We start from the raw sequence: 16,841 nt of genomic DNA on the forward strand, positions 1-16,841 counted from the left end.
ACCAAAGTCTCACCCTCGGGCAAAGCCGTCGACAATCCCAAGGCGATCTCCCTGCCTTCCGCGGCGCGAAGCCGAAGGGACACTCCCTGACAAAGGGTGGAGCACAACCGACCAGGGAGTGACCTGGTCTCACGCGGGACGAGGGAATCCCCTCAGTCTCAGGGCTCGCGCAGATTAAGTCGGCCCGCCGCGTTTCCCCCTCGAAACGAATAAATTCCAAAATCCGTGTGAGCCACCGGCCTCGACCGGGCATTATTGGGGGATGCGACGAGATCAGGGAGGGATATGGCCGATGGCGAACGGACAGGCAGAACTTCTTCGTCAGGTCCACGAACTGTTCCGTGCGGGGCGAGTCGGCGACGCGACGGACACCGAGTTGCTGGGCCGGTTCGCCTCCCAGCGCGACGACATTGCCTTCACGGCGCTGGTCACACGGCATGGATCGATGGTCCTCCGCGTCTGTCAGGGCGTGCTCCAAGACCAACACGCAGCCGAGGATGCGTTCCAGGCGACCTTCCTCGTGCTGGCCCACAAGGCCCATCGCCTGCATGCGGGGGAAACCTTGAGCCAGTGGCTCCATGGGGTGGCATTGCGGGTCGCGAAGAAGGCGAAGTCCCAAAACGCGAGTCGGCAACAACGCGACCGGCACCACGCGGTGGCGGCCACCTGGGAGCCGAGTGGCGACCCCGACCGGTCCGACACCGAGGCCCTGCTCCACGAAGAGGTCGATCGACTCCCCGAGTCGTACCGCGTCCCCATCGTCCTGTGCTATTTGCAGGGACTGAGTTACGCGATGGCGGCGAATCAACTGGGAATCAGCGAGGGGACAATCCGGGGCCGGCTCGCCCGGGCGCGAGACCGCCTGCGAAAGCGACTCACCCGACGCGGCGTGGTCGTTCCCGCCGGTTTCCTGGTCGCGGGAGACGCATGGACCTCAAGCTCGGCCTCGGCCGCGGTGCCGAACAGCCTGGTCGATTCGGTCGCCCAGGGGGCGTTGCAAACCATCGCGGGCCAGGGGGCGGTCTCGGCGTCCGTCATGGTCCTGACGAAAGGAGTCTTACGAACGATGTTCCTGACCCAGTTCAAAATCGCGGCAACGGCTGCCCTGCTAACGGTCGGTGGCCTCCTGGCCTCAAAGCCACTTCTTATAAATTCGCATGCGAATTCCACCAACACGACTCCCTCACCCCCAAAGAGTGCGACGCAACGTGCAACTCCCGACCCACAACCGAAACCCGCAGACTCGGACAATGACGGAGAAGCCAAAGACGAACCCGTCTTGATCGTCGAATCGCCCCCTAAACCGTGGGAGACCTGCGTTCGCATCAATTTCCCCAACAACGGCGGCACCGGATCCGGGACGGTGATCCAGAGCACGTCCAACGAATCATTAATTATTACAAGTGCTCGCTTTTTTAATTCTGAAAACAAAAACCCTTACACCCCAGAGAAATTTCCGCATACCGTGAAGGTTGACATCTTCGACGGCAAGTTCCACAAGCCAAACGATGACATCGTGTGGTCGACCTTCACCGCCAAGTTGGTGGACTACGACCTGGACAGGGATATCTGCCTGCTCCGGATTCATCCCAATCGGATCCTGGCCGTTTCCCCGATCGTCCGGCCCTGGTGGGGACCTCAAAAGGGAATGAAGATGATGACGGCCGGCTTCTCGAATGGGGGACCCGCGACCTTCTGGACAACCCAGGTCATCGACCCGAAGGTTCGCTTTTTCGCCAATTCCCCATACGATGGCATTCAATGCGAATTTGCGCCAAAGCCGGGTCGTAGCGGTGGCGGGCTGTTCACGTTGGATGGATTTCTCGCCGGTGTCTGCAATTACGCGGAGCCGCAAGGCAATCGTGGCTACTACGCAACCCCCGAGTCGATCTATCAGCTACTGAACCGGAACGGATTGGCGGCTCTGTACGGCGAGAAGGAGCCTCTCAACTCAGAGGATGCAACGAAAAATCCCACGACGAGTCGACCATCGCCCAATCCGGTCCCCGATGAGCTCAACCTGGAATCGATGATCCGTCGCGCGGAGCAACAACTGAGGGATGGCGACCACCAGGGTGCTCGCGTGACGACCGACCGGCTCAACCGCCAACTCCGCAGCCAGCAAGAGGCCTTGCGGTTGAAGCTCGAACACCTGGACTCGCTGGCACGCCAGAGCAACGAAATCCGACTCGCCGCGGACAAGAAGGACGAGGCTGGCCTCGATCGGGCATCGACCCCGCGCAAACCCATCAAGGGAACCTGGTCCGCCTCTCCCTCACAGACAATTCCACCACCGCACGAATCCGGCTCCGCCCCGCCCGATCACGAGCAGCGATTGCGCGATCTCGAGCGGAAATTGGAGCAACTCCTGGAGGAACGTGCGGGATCGGCTGACTCTCCCGCATCAGAGCAGCCAGGCGAGTGATTCCTTCACCATCGGCACACGGCGAGGGTCGAATCCCTCCCGTAGAGTGGGCACGGCCCACCATCCCTATCCCCTTGCCAAGACGAAGGTCAAGCGGAGCCAAAGACTCGCGAATTTTAACCACGAATGACATGAATCATTAAAATCCAATCAATTCGTTTAATTTCCTTGAATTCATTCGTGCGATTCGTGGCTGAAATCTTAATGGGTGGGCCGTGCCCACCCTGTGGGTGGGAGGCCCACGATCATGCCAAGGCCGATCGATCACGCAATCGGGGATTAGACGTTGGCGAACGGGTTCTGGAACTCGATCAGCTGGGCGGCGCGGACCAGTTCGGCAATGCCACGGTCCAGATCGACCGTGGTCTCGAACCCCTTGGCGCGAATCTTCTCGTACGAGACTTCGTAGTTCCGCTGGTCGGCGTCGCTGCCGAACTCGGCGAAGTGGAGGTAGAAGTCGACATGTTCGAGGATCTTCCGCGCCACGTCTTCCTTGGTGAAGTTCATGGTCTCGTGGCCAACGTTGTAGACGTCGTCCTTAACCGTGTCCCACTTCTCCAGGGCGAAGATCATCGAGCGGGCCATGTCGCGGACGTGGACGAAGGTCCGCTTGAAGCCCCCTTGGTAGACGATCAGGCTCTTGTTCTTCACCGCCTGATAGGTGAAGTCGTTGGGCATCAGGTCGAGCCGCATTCGGTTGCTGACGCCGAAGGCGGTCGCGTAGCGGTAGGCGATGCCGTTGCCGGCGTCGAGCACCATCTGCTCGGCGGTCGCCTTGGTCTCACCGTAGAGGGTGATCGGAGCGCGCGGGGTCTGCTCGTTGCAAACGTAGTCGGGCACGGCACCGTAGATGCTGCCGGTCGACGCGAAGATGACCTTCTGGTCGGGCTTCCGCAGATTGAGCAGGGTGCGGGTGCCGTCGACGTTGGTCGACTGGGCCAACTGCGGCTCTTTCTTGCAGGCCGGGTAGCCGACGATCGCGGCGAGGTGGACGACCGCGTCCATCCCTTCGAGGGCCTTCTTGACCCCGGCCTCGTCGGTGACGTCCCCTTTGATCAGTTCGAAGAAGCGGTTCTGACAACAAGGGAGGAGACCCTGGCCGCCGAACTTGAGCGAGTCATAGACACGGACGCGGTGGCCCTGTTCCAGGAGCATGGGGACGAGGGTCGAACCGACATAGCCGGCGCCGCCGGTGACGAGAATCTTCATGGTGGGTCCATCCGTGGTGGCCCCTGACGCGCCTGGAGTCGTCAGGGTCGCGGTGCAAGTTCAGTTCGGGGAGTCGCGGCGGCAAAGTGAGGCGGGTTCAGAACGCCAGGCCCTCATCCTTGCGGCCGATCGATCTTGGGAGGGGTGCACTACACGGCGACAACCGGTTCTTCTTCCGGCGTCGGCGGAATCCTTGAGTTGGCTTTCGGCAATCGGACGAATCAGGATCGCCACTCCGAGGTTGGTGGGTCGATCCCAATCCGTCGCAGAGTTACTATCGGCAAGCGGAGCCGGCCTGTCAACGTCATCTTTCGCGTGCTCGCGGTCAGACATGCCGAAGGAACGCGGGTTGGACGGGCGTTCTGATGCGCCGGGCGGGTCGCGAAATCAGGCAAGCAACCGTTTCAACCCGTCTTCGAAATCGACTTCGGGACGATAACCGAGCACGGCCTGGATCCGCTCGAGGTTGGCCAGCGAATGGCGGACGTCGCCCTCGCGGGGGGGCTGAAACTCCGGCTCGATCCGGGTTCCGAGGATGGCGTTGATCGCCGCAACCAGGTCGAGCAGGCTGACGCTTCGGCCGACGCCGACGTTGAGGATCGCCCCGTCGAGCGGCCGTTCCGACCGCATGGCCGCCAGGTTCGCGGCCACGACGTTGCTCACGTAGGTGTAGTCGCGGGTCTGGCCGCCATCGCCGTAGATCGTGGGCCGCCGCCCCTCGGACATCGCGCGAACGAAGAGCGAGATCACGCCGCTATAAGGGCTGGTGGGATCCTGCCGGGGGCCGAAGATGTTGAAGTAACGCAGGCTGACGCCGTCCAGCCCCATCGTTTTGGCATAGACCGAGACATAGTGTTCGCCGGCGAGCTTGCCGGCGGCATAAGGGCTGAGCGGCTGAGGATAGATCGCTTCGTGCTTGGGCGACTCCACCGACTCTCCATAAGCCGCACTTGAGGCGGCGAACATGAACCGTTTGACCCCCGCCTGCCGCGCGGCCTCGAGCATGTTCAAAGTGGCGGTCGGCCCGCTCGCGTGGGAGGCGAGCGGTTCGCGGACCGATCGAGGAACGCTCGGGATCGCCGCCTCGTGGAACACGAACTCGGCCCCCGCGACGGCCCGGCGGCAGACCTCGAAATCGGCAACATCCCCCTCCAGCCAGTCGTACCGGCCCTCCAGGTGGGCAAGATTGCCGCGATGTCCGGTCACAAGGTTGTCGACGATCCGCACCCGGAACCCTTCGCCGATGAGCGCCTCGGCCAGGTGCGAGCCGATAAACCCGGCACCACCCGTGACCACAACCAGGCCGGCATCCTTCATGGGAATCATTCCTTAAACAACTTTACCTATTTCAAAACAACAAACACGCACATGCCGCATCAATTCGCCCCCTGAAAGCGGAGGTGGGATCGAGCCAGTCCACTGCCCCCTACTCTTTCATGGGACCGGCCCGCTCGCACGCGTGCTCGAGTCCCATGCCGAATTATGGAGACTCGCGTCTTGCTTTCCCAGGCCGATCTCGGCATGTGGCCGCATTCCATCACAGCGGGAGCCCCCCCAAAAAAAAGCGATGGGGGGAGGGAGGGAGAGACGCGGCTCAGCGCTCGGTCTTGGCGACCGCGTCGGCCGCGCGACTGTGGGCCTGCTGCAAGGCGGTGTCTCCGGGCGAATAATAAAGTCCGATCATCGCTTGATCGTAGGCGTCGCGGGCTTGTCCCCAACCGATCAGCCAATCGATGAGCTGGGCCCGCCACACGGTCTTCTTGGGGGCAAACACCAGCGCTTGCTCCATCAGGGACTTGGCCTGCTCGCGATCGTTCATGAGGAACCAGGCATGCGCCTCGGCCTGAAACCGGTCGGCCGGTTCCAGGCTCGTGTCGGCCGCCAGTTGCTTGAGGGCGGTGCGGAGAAGGAGTTCCCGGGAGGGTCGCTCCTCAGGCGTCGTGTACGCACGCTCGGCGAACCGGAGCGCGACCGGTCCCGAGGGAATGATCCGATCGACAAGCTGTTGGGCGGGATAGAGTTCCTTGGCGATCTCGACGATCGCATCGGCACTCTCGGGGGCGAGGCCCAGGATCCGCTTCCAACAGCGCGCGAGCAGGTCGAGGTCGCCGATCTGGATCGCCACGCCCTGAACGAGCTCGAGCACTTGCAGGTTCGGGCCGGCGAGCCGCACGGCGCGATCCGCGGAAACTTTGGGGGGCTCGCCCCCCTGGAGCAGGTAGTCGAGGAGCGCGAGCCGGGCGTGCGGGTCGGGCAAAAGCGGACTGCACCGTCTGGCTTCCAGAAAACAACGGGCCGCCGGGACGAGGTAAAGCCGGATGTGGTCGATGTTCAGCAGGTCGGCGATCGGGATCGGCTTGCCGCCCGACAGGGAGTGGGCCGTACTGAACAGCCAGAGTGGGCTGGCCTGATTGGCCACGGTTTCCTGGTCCTTCTCAAACTCGCGGAGCGACTCCTCCGCGCTGGTGGAGTAGAGTCGCAGGAAGACCAGGCCGAGCTTCCAGTGGCCGTCAGCCCAGTCCGGGCGGATCCGGATGACACGCTCGAGGGCGTCCTGCTTCCGCTCGAGTTCGTCCATGCTCGCGTCGGCTTCGCCCGCGGCCGGCTTGGCGGATCCTTGCAGGTAGAACCCGGCTTCGGACATCGCCGTTTCGACCTGCATCAGATGAACGCCCTCAACCAGGACGGTCGTGCTCAGGGCGAGCATGACGACAGCTCCGAGCACCGAGCCGGCCCGGCGTCCCAGCGAGATCGGCCGGTCCTCCGGCAACCGGTTCCGAGCCTCTAGCCCGAGCTTCGCAAGGTAAGCGCCGAGGATCACCGCAACGACGGAGACGGCCGGCACATGGAGCGCGAAATCTCCCAGGCTCTGGACGATCAGGCTTGAGATTCCAAAGAAGGCCCCGCAGATCAATGCGGACTCCGCTCGGCTCGAAGCCCCTTTCAACGCGCGCCACCCGAGCGCGACGGTCCCGGCCACGGCCGCCAAAACCAGGCCAAGCCCGAGGACACCCCCCTCGAGGAGCCATTCGATGTACTCGTTCTCGGCGTGCTCAAAGATCACGTTCGCATGCATCAAGTAGAACCGCGAGGTGACTGTGGCGAAGCTGCCCAGCCCCGTCCCGAAAATGGCATAGCTCGGGATGAGTCGCCCCGCCGTTTGCCAGATCACGAGCCGATCGGCATAGGCGTTTGACTCAAGGATCGACGCGATCCGCTCCTGGTAGCCGGTCGACGACCCCAGGGCTATCAGCAAGACGACGACGAGCAGTCCGATTCCTCCCAGGCTGAGCACCAGCTTCTTCGCCTGGGGACGAAGCAGGACGACCACCAGGCCGATCGCGACGAGCATCGCCACGAACCCGCTCCGCGCCAGCGAGGCCACGATGCCGACGATGATCAATCCGGTCACATACCCGGCCCAGACCTGATCGCCGCGCTGCCGATCACCGCTCCGCGCGTCGGATCGGGGAGCCATCAGAAAGGTCAGCGCAAAGCCAAGACCGAGATTAAGATAGGCAGCCAGGTGGTTGTGATTGACGAACGGGCCGCTGCTGCCCGACGGCGTCTCCCGGACCCAATAAATCCGGCCGTTCCAGGAAAGCAACTGGATCAGCGAGAACAACGACAGCAAGGCCGCATTGACGGCCAACGCGATCCCGAACCGACGGAGCGAGGCCGTCCCAAGCCCAAGCCCCATCACCGCCTGGAACAGGACCCACCCGGCCGCCAGCCGCATCGCGGCGCGACGCGACGCGTCGGGTTCCAGGCTGAGCGTGGACGCGGGAAGTGCAATCGGCCCCCCTGAGTCACCGCTGACCTGCTCCGGCTCCGCCGGGGTCAGACCGGCCCGCAACGCAACGGTCGCGGGCGAAATCCGCTTGAGCACACCGGGGGACAACGACGTGGCCTGCAAGGCGACAAGCAAAACCAGACCCCCGAGCGCCACGCTGGGCAGGCAGAAGAGCGCGCGAACTCGGTCCGTGCCGGCCCGAATCAGAAGCGACAGGATCGCCAGCAGGAAGATTCCGAGGAAGAGGACGAACTCCGCCCAGGCCTCCACCGCGCCAAAGGCCCAGGGAGCCAGACAGGCCATGGCGATCAGGATCGCCTCCGATGCGTATTGGCAGCGTCGAATCAACATCGACTCAGGATCCCTTGCGGCCAGGCGAGAAGAAAGCACAGACTGTGGGCAACGGCAACGGGCGAGGACGTGCAACCTGCCCTCGAGAGCCACATGATAGGACGCTTGGCGAAGAATTACCAATAGCGGGAACCATGCGAAGCTGAGATTTCCTCCGGTTCCGTGGCCATGGATCGGCCGTGCGCACGGAGCGGCCAAGCCGCCCAGCGAGCCGGGCCGACTCGTGGTCGAGTTCGCAACCGATTCTCGAGGCCCGGTTGTCACGAATCGACTTCGCCAACGTTCAAAAAAAGAGGTCAGAGGGGATGGTTGAACACGCCTGATGGCCCGGGCGTATTGGGGTGGGGGCATTTTATCTCTTTCAACGCGTGAAGATTCACGTCAACGTTCCGCTCACGGCGCAAGGAGGGGCACCATTTACCCGAACAATGAGCCAGCGACTGAGAACTCCTTGGGCGCCCGCCTTCGCGCGGTTCGCATCGAGGTCTTCGGCGATCACGGCATCGGCATCATCGGCGCCAGGCTTGGGGTCGTGCCGACGACCTGGCAGAATTATGAAGAGATCGGTGAAGCGATGCCTGCACAGATCCTCTTGCGATTCATCGAGCTGACGGGGGTCGACCCCCTCTGGCTGATGCGCGGCGAAGGGATGAAATATCGTCGGGGCCGGCGCGGGAGCGATCGGGAGCGGAACCTGTCGACCGCGGCGCGGCGGACCGCCGAACCGTGGTCGTTCCACGCTTGATCCCGTCCCGAACCTATGGTTCCGTTGCCGGCGTGACTCGCGATCGTCGCGCGGCACGAGCGTGGTTTCGCAAAGGTCAAGGCCGACGTCGCATGGACCTCGGCGAACGGATTCAATACGATGGGACCGTTCTCGCCGGGGGGCCGCCCAGCCGCGGTTGGCGATTCTCCAGCGGTTTACGTTCGGGTGAATCAGAGGCCGAGCGATCTGGGTGGATAAGTCGAGGGTAAGCCGCCGGAAGTGGAGACTCGCGGTCGCCTTTGGAGATCCAAGAAAATGTTGATTTCCGCCGAGAAGACGTTTTGATGCCCGCGACGAGCCATCCGCGATCGCGACGGTTCGCCGGCCGTCGTCTCGCCCGAGGTAGGCTCACAGGCGGCGAGGTGGACTGAATGCCCAGGGCGATTCGCGACCCACGGAACCTCCCGGCACGCGAACCGGGCGCGCCCGGCACGCCGAAATATGAACGGCTCAGGCAGTACTTCGTCGACGAGGTCCTGGCGGGGCGGTTGAAGCCCGGCGCGATGCTCCCGACCGAGCAACAACTGGCGGACACCTACGCGATTGCGCGGAGCACGGTCCGTCAGGCCCTGGCGGCGCTCCAACGCGACGGCCTGATCCAGCGGATCCAGGGGAAGGGAACGTTCATCCACGACGACGCCCGGGTCCGGTCGCGGCCCGACCTCGACGTCTTCGCCCTGGTCTTGCCGGAAACCCAATCCGCCTTTTATCCGTCGCTCCAGCGCAGTTTCGACGAGGCGGCCGGCAGGGTCCACAACCAGACCCTGGTCTGCCAGTCGAACAACAACCTCGATCGCCAGGGCAACGTCATCCTCCAGCTCCTCGACAAGGAGGTCGCCGGAGTCGCAATCGTCCCCGTGACGGCCCCGCCGACCCCCGTCTATCAGATTCGGCCGCTCCAGAAGGCGGAGATTCCCGTCGTCTTCTGCCACCGCCGCGTCGAAGGCGTCAGGGCGCCCCTGCTGGCGATCCCGTTTCGCGAGGTCGGGCGACTCGCGGGCCGAGCCCTGGTCGAACGGGGGCACCGGCGGGTCGCCTTCTTCGCCCCCCACCTTTCGGAGTCGGCCGTCGGCTATCTCGACGGCCTGCTCGACGTCCTTCCACCCGGCGGTGTCACCGCGGAGCACCGCGTCATCTTCGGCCCCGAGAGCGTGCCCGACCCCGGGGTCCATGAACCCGAGCTGCTCGCCGCGGTTGCGGCCGTCGTCAACCATCCCAACCGGCCGACCGCCATCTTCGCGAGCTTCGACTCGGCGGCCGAATTAATCTATTTGCTGCTCCTGCGGCTCGGCCTGCGGGTCCCCGAGGAGATTTCGCTCATCGGCTTCGGCGGCACGGTGCGCAGCAGCCCTACGCTTCATCGCATCACATCAGTGACCGTCGATGAAACTGAGATCGGCCGCCGGGCCGTCGAGCTGCTCGACCGGATGCGGCGGCAGGAATTGCCACGCGACTCCAACGAGACCTTCATCATGCCGATCCGTATGAGCGACGGTCAGACCCTGGGGCCTGCTCCGCGCCCGACCCGGTCGGCCCGCTGACGCCTTCGCTTCGCTTGGTTCCCACAAGAATTTAGGATCGATCATTCACGGATCCGAGAACATTTTACGATGTTGATCTTCGACGCCCATCTCGACCTGAGCATGAATGCCCTCGAATGGAACCGCGACCTCACGCGCCCGGTGGCCGAGATCCGGGCCCGCGAGGCGGGTAAGACCGACAAGCCCGACCGGGGCAACGCCATGGTCTCGCTGCCCGAGATGCGTCGGGGTCGGGTCGGGTTGTGCGTCGCGACCCAGATCGCGCGGTACGTGGCGGCCGACAATCCGCTCCCCGGCTGGCACAGCCCCGAGATCGCCTGGGCGCAGACTCAGGGGCAGTTGGCCTGGTATCGCGCGATGGAGGAGGCCGGGCAGATGACGGCGATCGTCGATCGTAAGGGGCTCGACCGCCAAGTCGAGCTCTGGTCGAACGACCCGCCGGCCGACGCCCCGATCGGCTACATCCTGAGCCTCGAAGGAGCCGACTCGATCCGGACCCCCGGCCACCTCGAGCAAGCCTACGCCCAAGGCCTGCGCGCCCTCGGCCCGGCGCACTACGGGCCGGGCCGCTACGCCCAGGGGACGCACGCCACCGGCGGCCTGACCGCGGCCGGACGCGAACTGCTGGCGGAAATGCGTCGACTGAACATCATCCTCGACGCCACCCACCTCTGCGACGATAGCTTCTGGGAAGCGCTCGACCACTACGACGGCCCGGTCTGGGCGAGCCATCAAAACTGCCGCGCCCTCGTCCCCGACGATCGCCAGTTCAGCGACGCACAGATCAAGGAACTGATCGCGCGCGGAGCCATCTTCGGCGCGGCGCTCGATGCCTGGATGATCGTCCCCGGCTGGAAGATCGGCAAAACCCTCCCCCAAGACGTGGGCGCGACGCTCGAACGCGAGATCGACCACATCGACCACATCTGCCAGCTCGCGGGCAACGCACGCCACGTCGGCATCGGCACCGACCTCGACGGCGGCTTCGGCCGCGAACAGGCCCCCGCCGACATGGAGACCATCGCCGACCTGACAAACCTGCCCGCCCTGCTCGCCCGCCGTGGCTACACCCCCGACGACATCGCCGGTGTCATGCACGGCAACTTCCTGCGCTTCCTCCGCCAAACCTGGAGCGAATAACTCGTATCCCTGCCGTGGGGCGGGCACGGCCCGCGATCCCGATCTCCTTGCCAAAACGGAGGTTAAGCGGAGCCAAACAATCGCGAACTTCAACCACAAATATCAGAAATCAGAAACCGTTTACGGGTCGAGGGTGCCAAAAGTATCGAGGAATCGAAGCCCTGGCGTTGCGGGGGCACGTCCTGTAACCTCCAGTCTTGCAAGAGAATACCAAAGGATGACGAGGGCTGACCCCGCACGGTCGCGGCCGGAGTGACAAATGCGCAATTGAATGCCATAGCAGTCAGGTCAGATGCGTTGGCCCTCGACCCGAGAGCGCCCGATTCACATAAACCACTCCAAATCGATGGCGAGCCGCACGATGAAACCGATCCCACGCAGGCGCTTTCTGGAAAGCTCGATGGCGGCCGGCCTGGCGCTGGGAGCGCCGCGGCTGATGACGGGTGCCGAGCCCCGCTCGGGCGGTCCCAATGAGGCGGTCCGTGTGGGGGTCATCGGGCTGGGGGCGACCAATGCGGTCGGTGGCGTGGGCGGGCGTGGTCACCAACTCATCGGCCGGCTCCGAGAGATCTCCGGTGCCAGGATCGTCGCGCTCTGCGACGCGGACCAGGCGCACCTCGACCGCGAAGTCAAAGCGGCCAGGGACCGGGAAGGAAAGGTCGCCGCTCATACGGACCTGCGCAGGATCCTCGACGACAAGAACATCGACGCGGTGGTCATTGCCCTCCCCAACCACTGGCACGCCCTGGCGACGGTCTGGGCTTGCCAGGCCGGCAAGGACGTCTACGTCGAGAAGCCGTTCTCGTACAACCTCTGGGAAGGACAGCAGATGGTGGCGGCGGCCCGCAAGTACGGCCGCATGGTCCAGGTCGGCACCCAGAACCGTTCGAGCACGTTTTTGCGCCAGGTGTTCGAGCGTCTGAAGGGCGGCGAGCTCGGGGCCATCCGGTTTGCCCACGCGCTGGTGTATCGGGCCCGCAACGGCATCGGATCGGGCGACCCGCCCGCGTCGCCCCCGGCCACTTTGGATTACGACCTCTGGTGCGGCCCGGCACCGAAGAAGCCGCTGACGCGTAATCAGTTGCACTACGATTGGCACTGGGTCTGGGACACGGGCAACGGCGAGATCGGGAATAATGGGATCCACGTCATCGACATCTGCCGCTGGGCCCTGGGCCAGGACGGGCCGCCCCCGCGTGCCATGAGCATCGGCGGCCGGTTCGGCTTCCACGACGGCGGCGAGACGGCCAACACGCAGGTCGCGCTGCTGGATTACCGGCCGGCCCCGCTCATCTGCGAGATCCGCAACGTGAGCGTCGCCAAGGGCGCGGACCCGATGGGGAGTTTCCGAGGCCGGAACAAAGGCATCGTCATCGACTGCGAAGGGGGCTACTTCGCGGGCGATTCCTCCGGCGGGGCCTTCTTCGATCGCCAGGGAAAGAAGATCCAGGACATCGCGGATGGTGACACCCCCAAGGCGTTGGAGACGGCCCACCTCTCCAGCTTCGTCGCCGCCGTTCGCAGCCGGCAGACCAGTGACCTGACATGCGAGGCGCTCCAGGGGCACCACTCCACAGCCTGCTGCCACATGGCGAACGTTTCGCATCGGCTCGGGAAACAAACCGCACCCGAGGCGATTCGGACCGCGATCACCGGCAACGGAGAGTTGGCCGCCGCCTTCGACCGCTGCAGCGAGGCGCTCCGCAAGAACGGCGTGGAGCTCGACGCCACCCCGGCCACCCTCGGGCCCTGGGTGACCCTCGACGCGAAACAGGGCCGCTTCGTCGGAGACTTCGCGGACGCCGCCAATAAGCTGTCCCGGCGTACCTACCGCGAGCCGTTCGTGGTCCCCGAAATCACCGAGGGATGAACCCGGCCGATTACTTGACACGGTAGCAAGGACACCGGGTGAATGGATCCTGGCGGCCCGAACAACTGGCTTGTCCGGGCCGCCAGGCCGAACGCCGATGCGAATCCGCTCGTGCATCCCCCCACTCCCTCGGCCGAGGGGAATCGAGGAAGGGGGGGAGAGAGGTCCTTGGCCATGTCAGCCGATTTGCATTTATCGAATCCACGTGTAAAGTAAACTCGAACGATATCGCCGGAAGCGGGTCGCTCCGAGGTCGTAATCGTCTCTCCGGGATGCAGTGCGGATTGTCCGGCCATGATCGGACCGAATGGTCGGGTCTGACGCCGAGCCGCGAGCGGACTCCCGGCCCTTCGTCCCGGTCCGGTTCCTTTCAAGATCGGGGCGAATCGATGGCGCATTCCGAGTCACCGGGCGTTCGGGGACTCGCCCCGGCATGGCCGCGGCGGGCGGCGTCGAGACGCCGAGGGACCGGCCTGGTGCCCGGCTTCGAGGCGTTGGAAGGGCGGGTCGTGCTCAGCACGTTCACCGTCACGAACACGAACGACGACGGGGGCGGCTCGCTCCGGGCGGCAATCGACCTGGCCAACGCGGACCCGGCGCAGGATACGATCAACTTCGCCGTCTCGGCCACCGGAACGATCAGGCTGCGGTCGGCCTTGCCCGACCTCACAACGGCCATCATCCTGATCGGCCCGGGGGCGTCGGCCCTGACCGTGGCCCGCAGCGCCGATCCGTCGACGCCGGAATTCCGGATCTTCAACGTGACGGCGGGGGCCGAGGTGGCGATCTCCGGCCTGACGATCTCAGGCGGCCGGGTGTCCGCGGAAAGCGGCGGGGGCATCGCCAACCACGGCACGCTGGCGATCACCGACTCCACGCTCAGCGGCAACTCGGCCGGGTTTAATGGCGGCGGCATCGACAACTACGGCACGCTAGCGGTCACCCGTTCCACGCTCAGCGGCAACTCGGCACGCTACGGTGCCGGTGGCATCGACAACTCAACCCTCCATGGCACGGTGAAGCTCACCCAGTCCATACTCAGCGGCAACTCGGCCGGCACCGGCGGTGGCATCGGCAACTCGACCGGCACGGTGACGATCACCAACTCCACGCTCAGCGGCAACTCGGCCGTCTACAATGGCGGCGGCATTTCCAATGCGGGCACGGTGACGGTCACCCATTCCACACTGAGCGACAACTCGGCCGGCTTCAATGGCGGCGCCATCTCCAACTATAACGCGGTGACGATCACCAATTCCACTCTCAGCGGCAACTCAGCGGGCGCCGGCGGCGCCATCGCCAACTCATCTTACGCCGGCACGGTGACGATCGCCGAGTCCACATTCGGCGGCAACTCGGCCGACCCGGGGGGCGGCGGTGGCATCGCCAACCACGGCACGGTGACGGTCACCACGAGCCTCTTCGCCAACTCCGCAGGCGGGAACCTCGCTCAAGCGGCCTCTGGCTCGTTCGCCTCGAAGGGCTCCAATCTCTTCTCCGACACCCCCACCGTGGCACTCGACCCCACCGACCTGATTGACACCGACCCCCGGCTCGCCCCATTGGCCGACAACGGCGGACCCACCCAGACCATGGCCCTGCTCCCCGGCAGTCCGGCCATCGACGCCGGACGCGTCGTGCCCGGGATCACCGTCGACCAGCGGGGCGTACCCAGGCCCCAAGGCGCCGCACCCGACATCGGCGCCTTCGAGTCACGCGGGTTCACCCTCGTCATCCTCTCCGGGAACAACCAGAGCGCGACCGGCGGCTCCGCCTTCCCGATCCCGCTGGTCGTGCGCATCGCCAGCCCCTTCGGCGAACCGGTCGCGGGGGGCCGGGTCAGGTTCGCCGGGCCGACGACCGGCGCCTCAGCCAGTTTCACCGGCAACCCGGCTCCGATCGACGCCAACGGCCTGGCGTCGGTCGTCGCCACGGCCAATAGTCTCGGCGGCCCCTATGCCGTCACCGCCCAGGTGTCCGGCAAAGTCGTGGGCCTCACCTTCGCCCTCGAGAACCTCGTCATGCCGCCGCCGGTCGTGGGGCCGACGGTCGTGGGGCCGACGGTCGTGGGGTTGCAGCGTTACGGCTTCCACGCCCAGCCGACGACCCTGGTCCTCCGCTTCAGCGCGGCGCTCGACCCAGGCCGGGTCCAGGACCTGGCGAACTACCAGATCGTCACACTCGGCGGTCGCGGCCTGGCCGGCTCGCGGGTCGGCCATGTCACCCGCGTCCGCGCCGCGGTGTACGACCCGGCGACGCAGACCGTCACGCTCCACCCGGCCCGGCGGCTCAACCCACGCCACACCTACCGGCTCACGGTCCGTGGCACCGGTCCCGGGGGATTGGCGAGTCCGACAGGCGTCCTCCTCGACGGCGGCGGCACGGGTCAGCCCGGCAGCGACTTCCTGGGCACGATCCACCGGGAGACGTTGGTCGGATCCTCACGCGCCTTCTTCAACCAGATCCGCCACCGCTGGGCCGGCCAGGGAGGGATCAGTCAGGGCCAGCACGCATAGCGCAGCGATCGGGGTTGTCTGGCGCGACGGTCCTCGGCTCGACATCTTAGAGACTGTCCCATAAGGGGAACAAACGAGCACTGAGCGACGTAGAAGTGGTATGAGAACCCACCATTACCCCAGCGACGTCACCGACGAGCAGTGGGCCTTGATCGAGCCGCATCTCCCGCCTGCGCCCCTCGGCGGACGGCCTCGTAAGACCGACCTGCGGGACGTCGTCGATGCCATCTTCTACATCCTCCGCACCGGTTGCCAGTGGCGATACCTCCCTGTGGACTTCCCGCCCAAGAGCACCGTCTGGCGGTATTTCAATGAGTGGCGGCACGATGGAACTTTCGACAAAATCCACGACCTACTTCGTCGTAAAGTCCGCACGGTAGAGAAGCCTTACCACCCCCGCACCTCGGCGAGTGTCGACAGCCAGTCGGTCGACACCACCTCCGGTGGCGAGGAGCGGGGCCGCGACAACGCCAAGAACGTCGATGGTCGGAAACGCCACATTGTGGTGGACAGTATGGGTTTGCTGCTGGCCGTTCTGGTGACGGCCGCCGATGTCGACGACGCCAAGGGGGCGACCGAACTGTTCACTCGGCTGGACGGCCAACCGATGAGCAAAGTCGTACGGATGTACGCCGACTCGAAGTATCATAACTTCGATCTCTACGCTTGGGTCCAGGAGCACGAGCAATGGGAATTGACCATCGTGCGACGTCCCAAGGATGCCAAGGGTTGGGTGCTCCTGCCAATTCGCTGGACGGTCGAGCGGACGTTCGCGTGGCTCGGCCGATGTCGACGCTTGAGCAAGGACCGTGAAAAGAGCGTCCTGTCGTCGGAGTCGTTTGTCAAATTGGCCATGATCCAATTGATGCTCAATCGACTCAAGCCCTCGACAGCGGACGCCGAGTTCCACTACCGAAAATCGGCCTAACCCTGCTTATGGGACAGTCTCTTAGTTTTCGGTCCTCGTGATCAGCTTACTGCACTCCGCCGTGCAGAGCTGACACGGACCGATCCAAGGATGCCTCCGGCTCCATCGAAAGTCATACCCGGTTTTTCGCCACCCTGACAACCTGGACGACCTGGTCCGCCGGGGGCTCCTGCCCGCGCTCCCGGCCCCGCCGCGCAAGGCTTACAATGATTTTGATTGAGGCCGCTGACCTGTTATGCGACAAGGCTTGAACGCCTCGATCGAGGACGAGGGACGAAACCAACCCGGCCGCCTCAGCGTCG

General features: G+C 64.8%; 10 protein-coding genes. 7 read left to right on the forward strand and 3 right to left on the reverse strand.

Annotation, left to right across the window (positions count from 1 at the left end):
• The first annotated feature begins 292 nt into the window (after positions 1-292).
• On the forward strand, positions 293-2,425 hold the full coding sequence (locus tag BUS42_RS24850; RefSeq protein WP_074311550.1) for a sigma-70 family RNA polymerase sigma factor: 2,133 nt from the start codon (positions 293-295) through the stop codon (positions 2,423-2,425).
• Between the two features lie 279 nt (positions 2,426-2,704).
• Here BUS42_RS24850 and BUS42_RS24855 read toward each other — a convergent pair whose 3' ends face one another.
• The 3 genes from BUS42_RS24855 to BUS42_RS24865 all read right to left on the reverse strand — a co-directional run bounded on the left by BUS42_RS24855 (position 2,705) and on the right by BUS42_RS24865 (position 7,778).
• On the reverse strand, positions 2,705-3,634 hold the full coding sequence (locus BUS42_RS24855; RefSeq protein WP_074311552.1) for an NAD-dependent epimerase/dehydratase family protein: 930 nt from the start codon (positions 3,632-3,634) through the stop codon (positions 2,705-2,707).
• A gap of 387 nt (positions 3,635-4,021) precedes the next feature.
• On the reverse strand, positions 4,022-4,951 hold the full coding sequence (locus BUS42_RS24860) for an SDR family oxidoreductase (protein WP_074311554.1): 930 nt from the start codon (positions 4,949-4,951) through the stop codon (positions 4,022-4,024).
• A 277-nt stretch (positions 4,952-5,228) separates the two neighbouring features.
• Complete coding sequence (locus BUS42_RS24865; protein ID WP_074311556.1) at positions 5,229-7,778, reverse strand: O-antigen ligase family protein; 2,550 nt, start codon at positions 7,776-7,778, stop codon at positions 5,229-5,231.
• 451 nt (positions 7,779-8,229) lie between these two features.
• Between BUS42_RS24865 and BUS42_RS24870 the strand changes: the two genes are divergently transcribed.
• The 6 genes from BUS42_RS24870 (at position 8,230) to BUS42_RS24895 (ending at position 16,539) form a co-directional block, all read left to right on the forward strand.
• The gene (locus BUS42_RS24870) at positions 8,230-8,523 is read left to right on the forward strand and encodes a hypothetical protein (protein WP_074311558.1); all 294 of its coding nucleotides are present in this window, start codon (positions 8,230-8,232) and stop codon (positions 8,521-8,523) included.
• Between the two features lie 392 nt (positions 8,524-8,915).
• The gene (locus tag BUS42_RS24875; RefSeq protein ID WP_074311560.1) at positions 8,916-10,085 is read left to right on the forward strand and encodes a GntR family transcriptional regulator; all 1,170 of its coding nucleotides are present in this window, start codon (positions 8,916-8,918) and stop codon (positions 10,083-10,085) included.
• A 69-nt stretch (positions 10,086-10,154) separates the two neighbouring features.
• Positions 10,155-11,225: a dipeptidase gene (locus BUS42_RS24880; RefSeq protein ID WP_074311562.1), complete on the forward strand. Its 1,071-nt coding sequence runs from the start codon at positions 10,155-10,157 to the stop codon at positions 11,223-11,225.
• A 361-nt stretch (positions 11,226-11,586) separates the two neighbouring features.
• Positions 11,587-13,095 (forward strand): Gfo/Idh/MocA family protein, encoded by a 1,509-nt coding sequence (locus BUS42_RS24885; RefSeq protein WP_074311564.1) that lies wholly within the window; start codon positions 11,587-11,589, stop codon positions 13,093-13,095.
• Positions 13,096-13,484: 389 nt separating this feature from the next.
• The gene (locus BUS42_RS24890) at positions 13,485-15,611 is read left to right on the forward strand and encodes a choice-of-anchor Q domain-containing protein (protein WP_143206499.1); all 2,127 of its coding nucleotides are present in this window, start codon (positions 13,485-13,487) and stop codon (positions 15,609-15,611) included.
• Between the two features lie 100 nt (positions 15,612-15,711).
• Positions 15,712-16,539, forward strand: coding sequence for an IS5 family transposase (locus BUS42_RS24895; RefSeq protein ID WP_074305915.1), 828 nt, complete (start codon positions 15,712-15,714; stop codon positions 16,537-16,539).
• The last annotated feature ends 302 nt before the right edge of the window (positions 16,540-16,841 follow it).

Origin of the sequence: Singulisphaera sp. GP187 (genome assembly GCF_900129635.1) — a bacterium.
Taxonomy (GTDB): Bacteria; Planctomycetota; Planctomycetia; order Isosphaerales; family Isosphaeraceae; genus Singulisphaera.

Coding starts and splice junctions, on each gene's coding strand:
- BUS42_RS24850 (WP_074311550.1), top strand. CDS start 293: ATGGCGAACGGACAGGCAGAACTTCTTCGTCAGGTCCACGAACTGTTC.
- BUS42_RS24855 (WP_074311552.1), bottom strand. CDS start 3,634: ATGAAGATTCTCGTCACCGGCGGCGCCGGCTATGTCGGTTCGACCCTC.
- BUS42_RS24860 (WP_074311554.1), bottom strand. CDS start 4,951: ATGAAGGATGCCGGCCTGGTTGTGGTCACGGGTGGTGCCGGGTTTATC.
- BUS42_RS24865 (WP_074311556.1), bottom strand. CDS start 7,778: ATGTTGATTCGACGCTGCCAATACGCATCGGAGGCGATCCTGATCGCC.
- BUS42_RS24875 (WP_074311560.1), top strand. CDS start 8,916: ATGCCCAGGGCGATTCGCGACCCACGGAACCTCCCGGCACGCGAACCG.
- BUS42_RS24880 (WP_074311562.1), top strand. CDS start 10,155: ATGTTGATCTTCGACGCCCATCTCGACCTGAGCATGAATGCCCTCGAA.
- BUS42_RS24885 (WP_074311564.1), top strand. CDS start 11,587: ATGAAACCGATCCCACGCAGGCGCTTTCTGGAAAGCTCGATGGCGGCC.
- BUS42_RS24890 (WP_143206499.1), top strand. CDS start 13,485: ATGGCGCATTCCGAGTCACCGGGCGTTCGGGGACTCGCCCCGGCATGG.
- BUS42_RS24895 (WP_074305915.1), top strand. CDS start 15,712: ATGAGAACCCACCATTACCCCAGCGACGTCACCGACGAGCAGTGGGCC.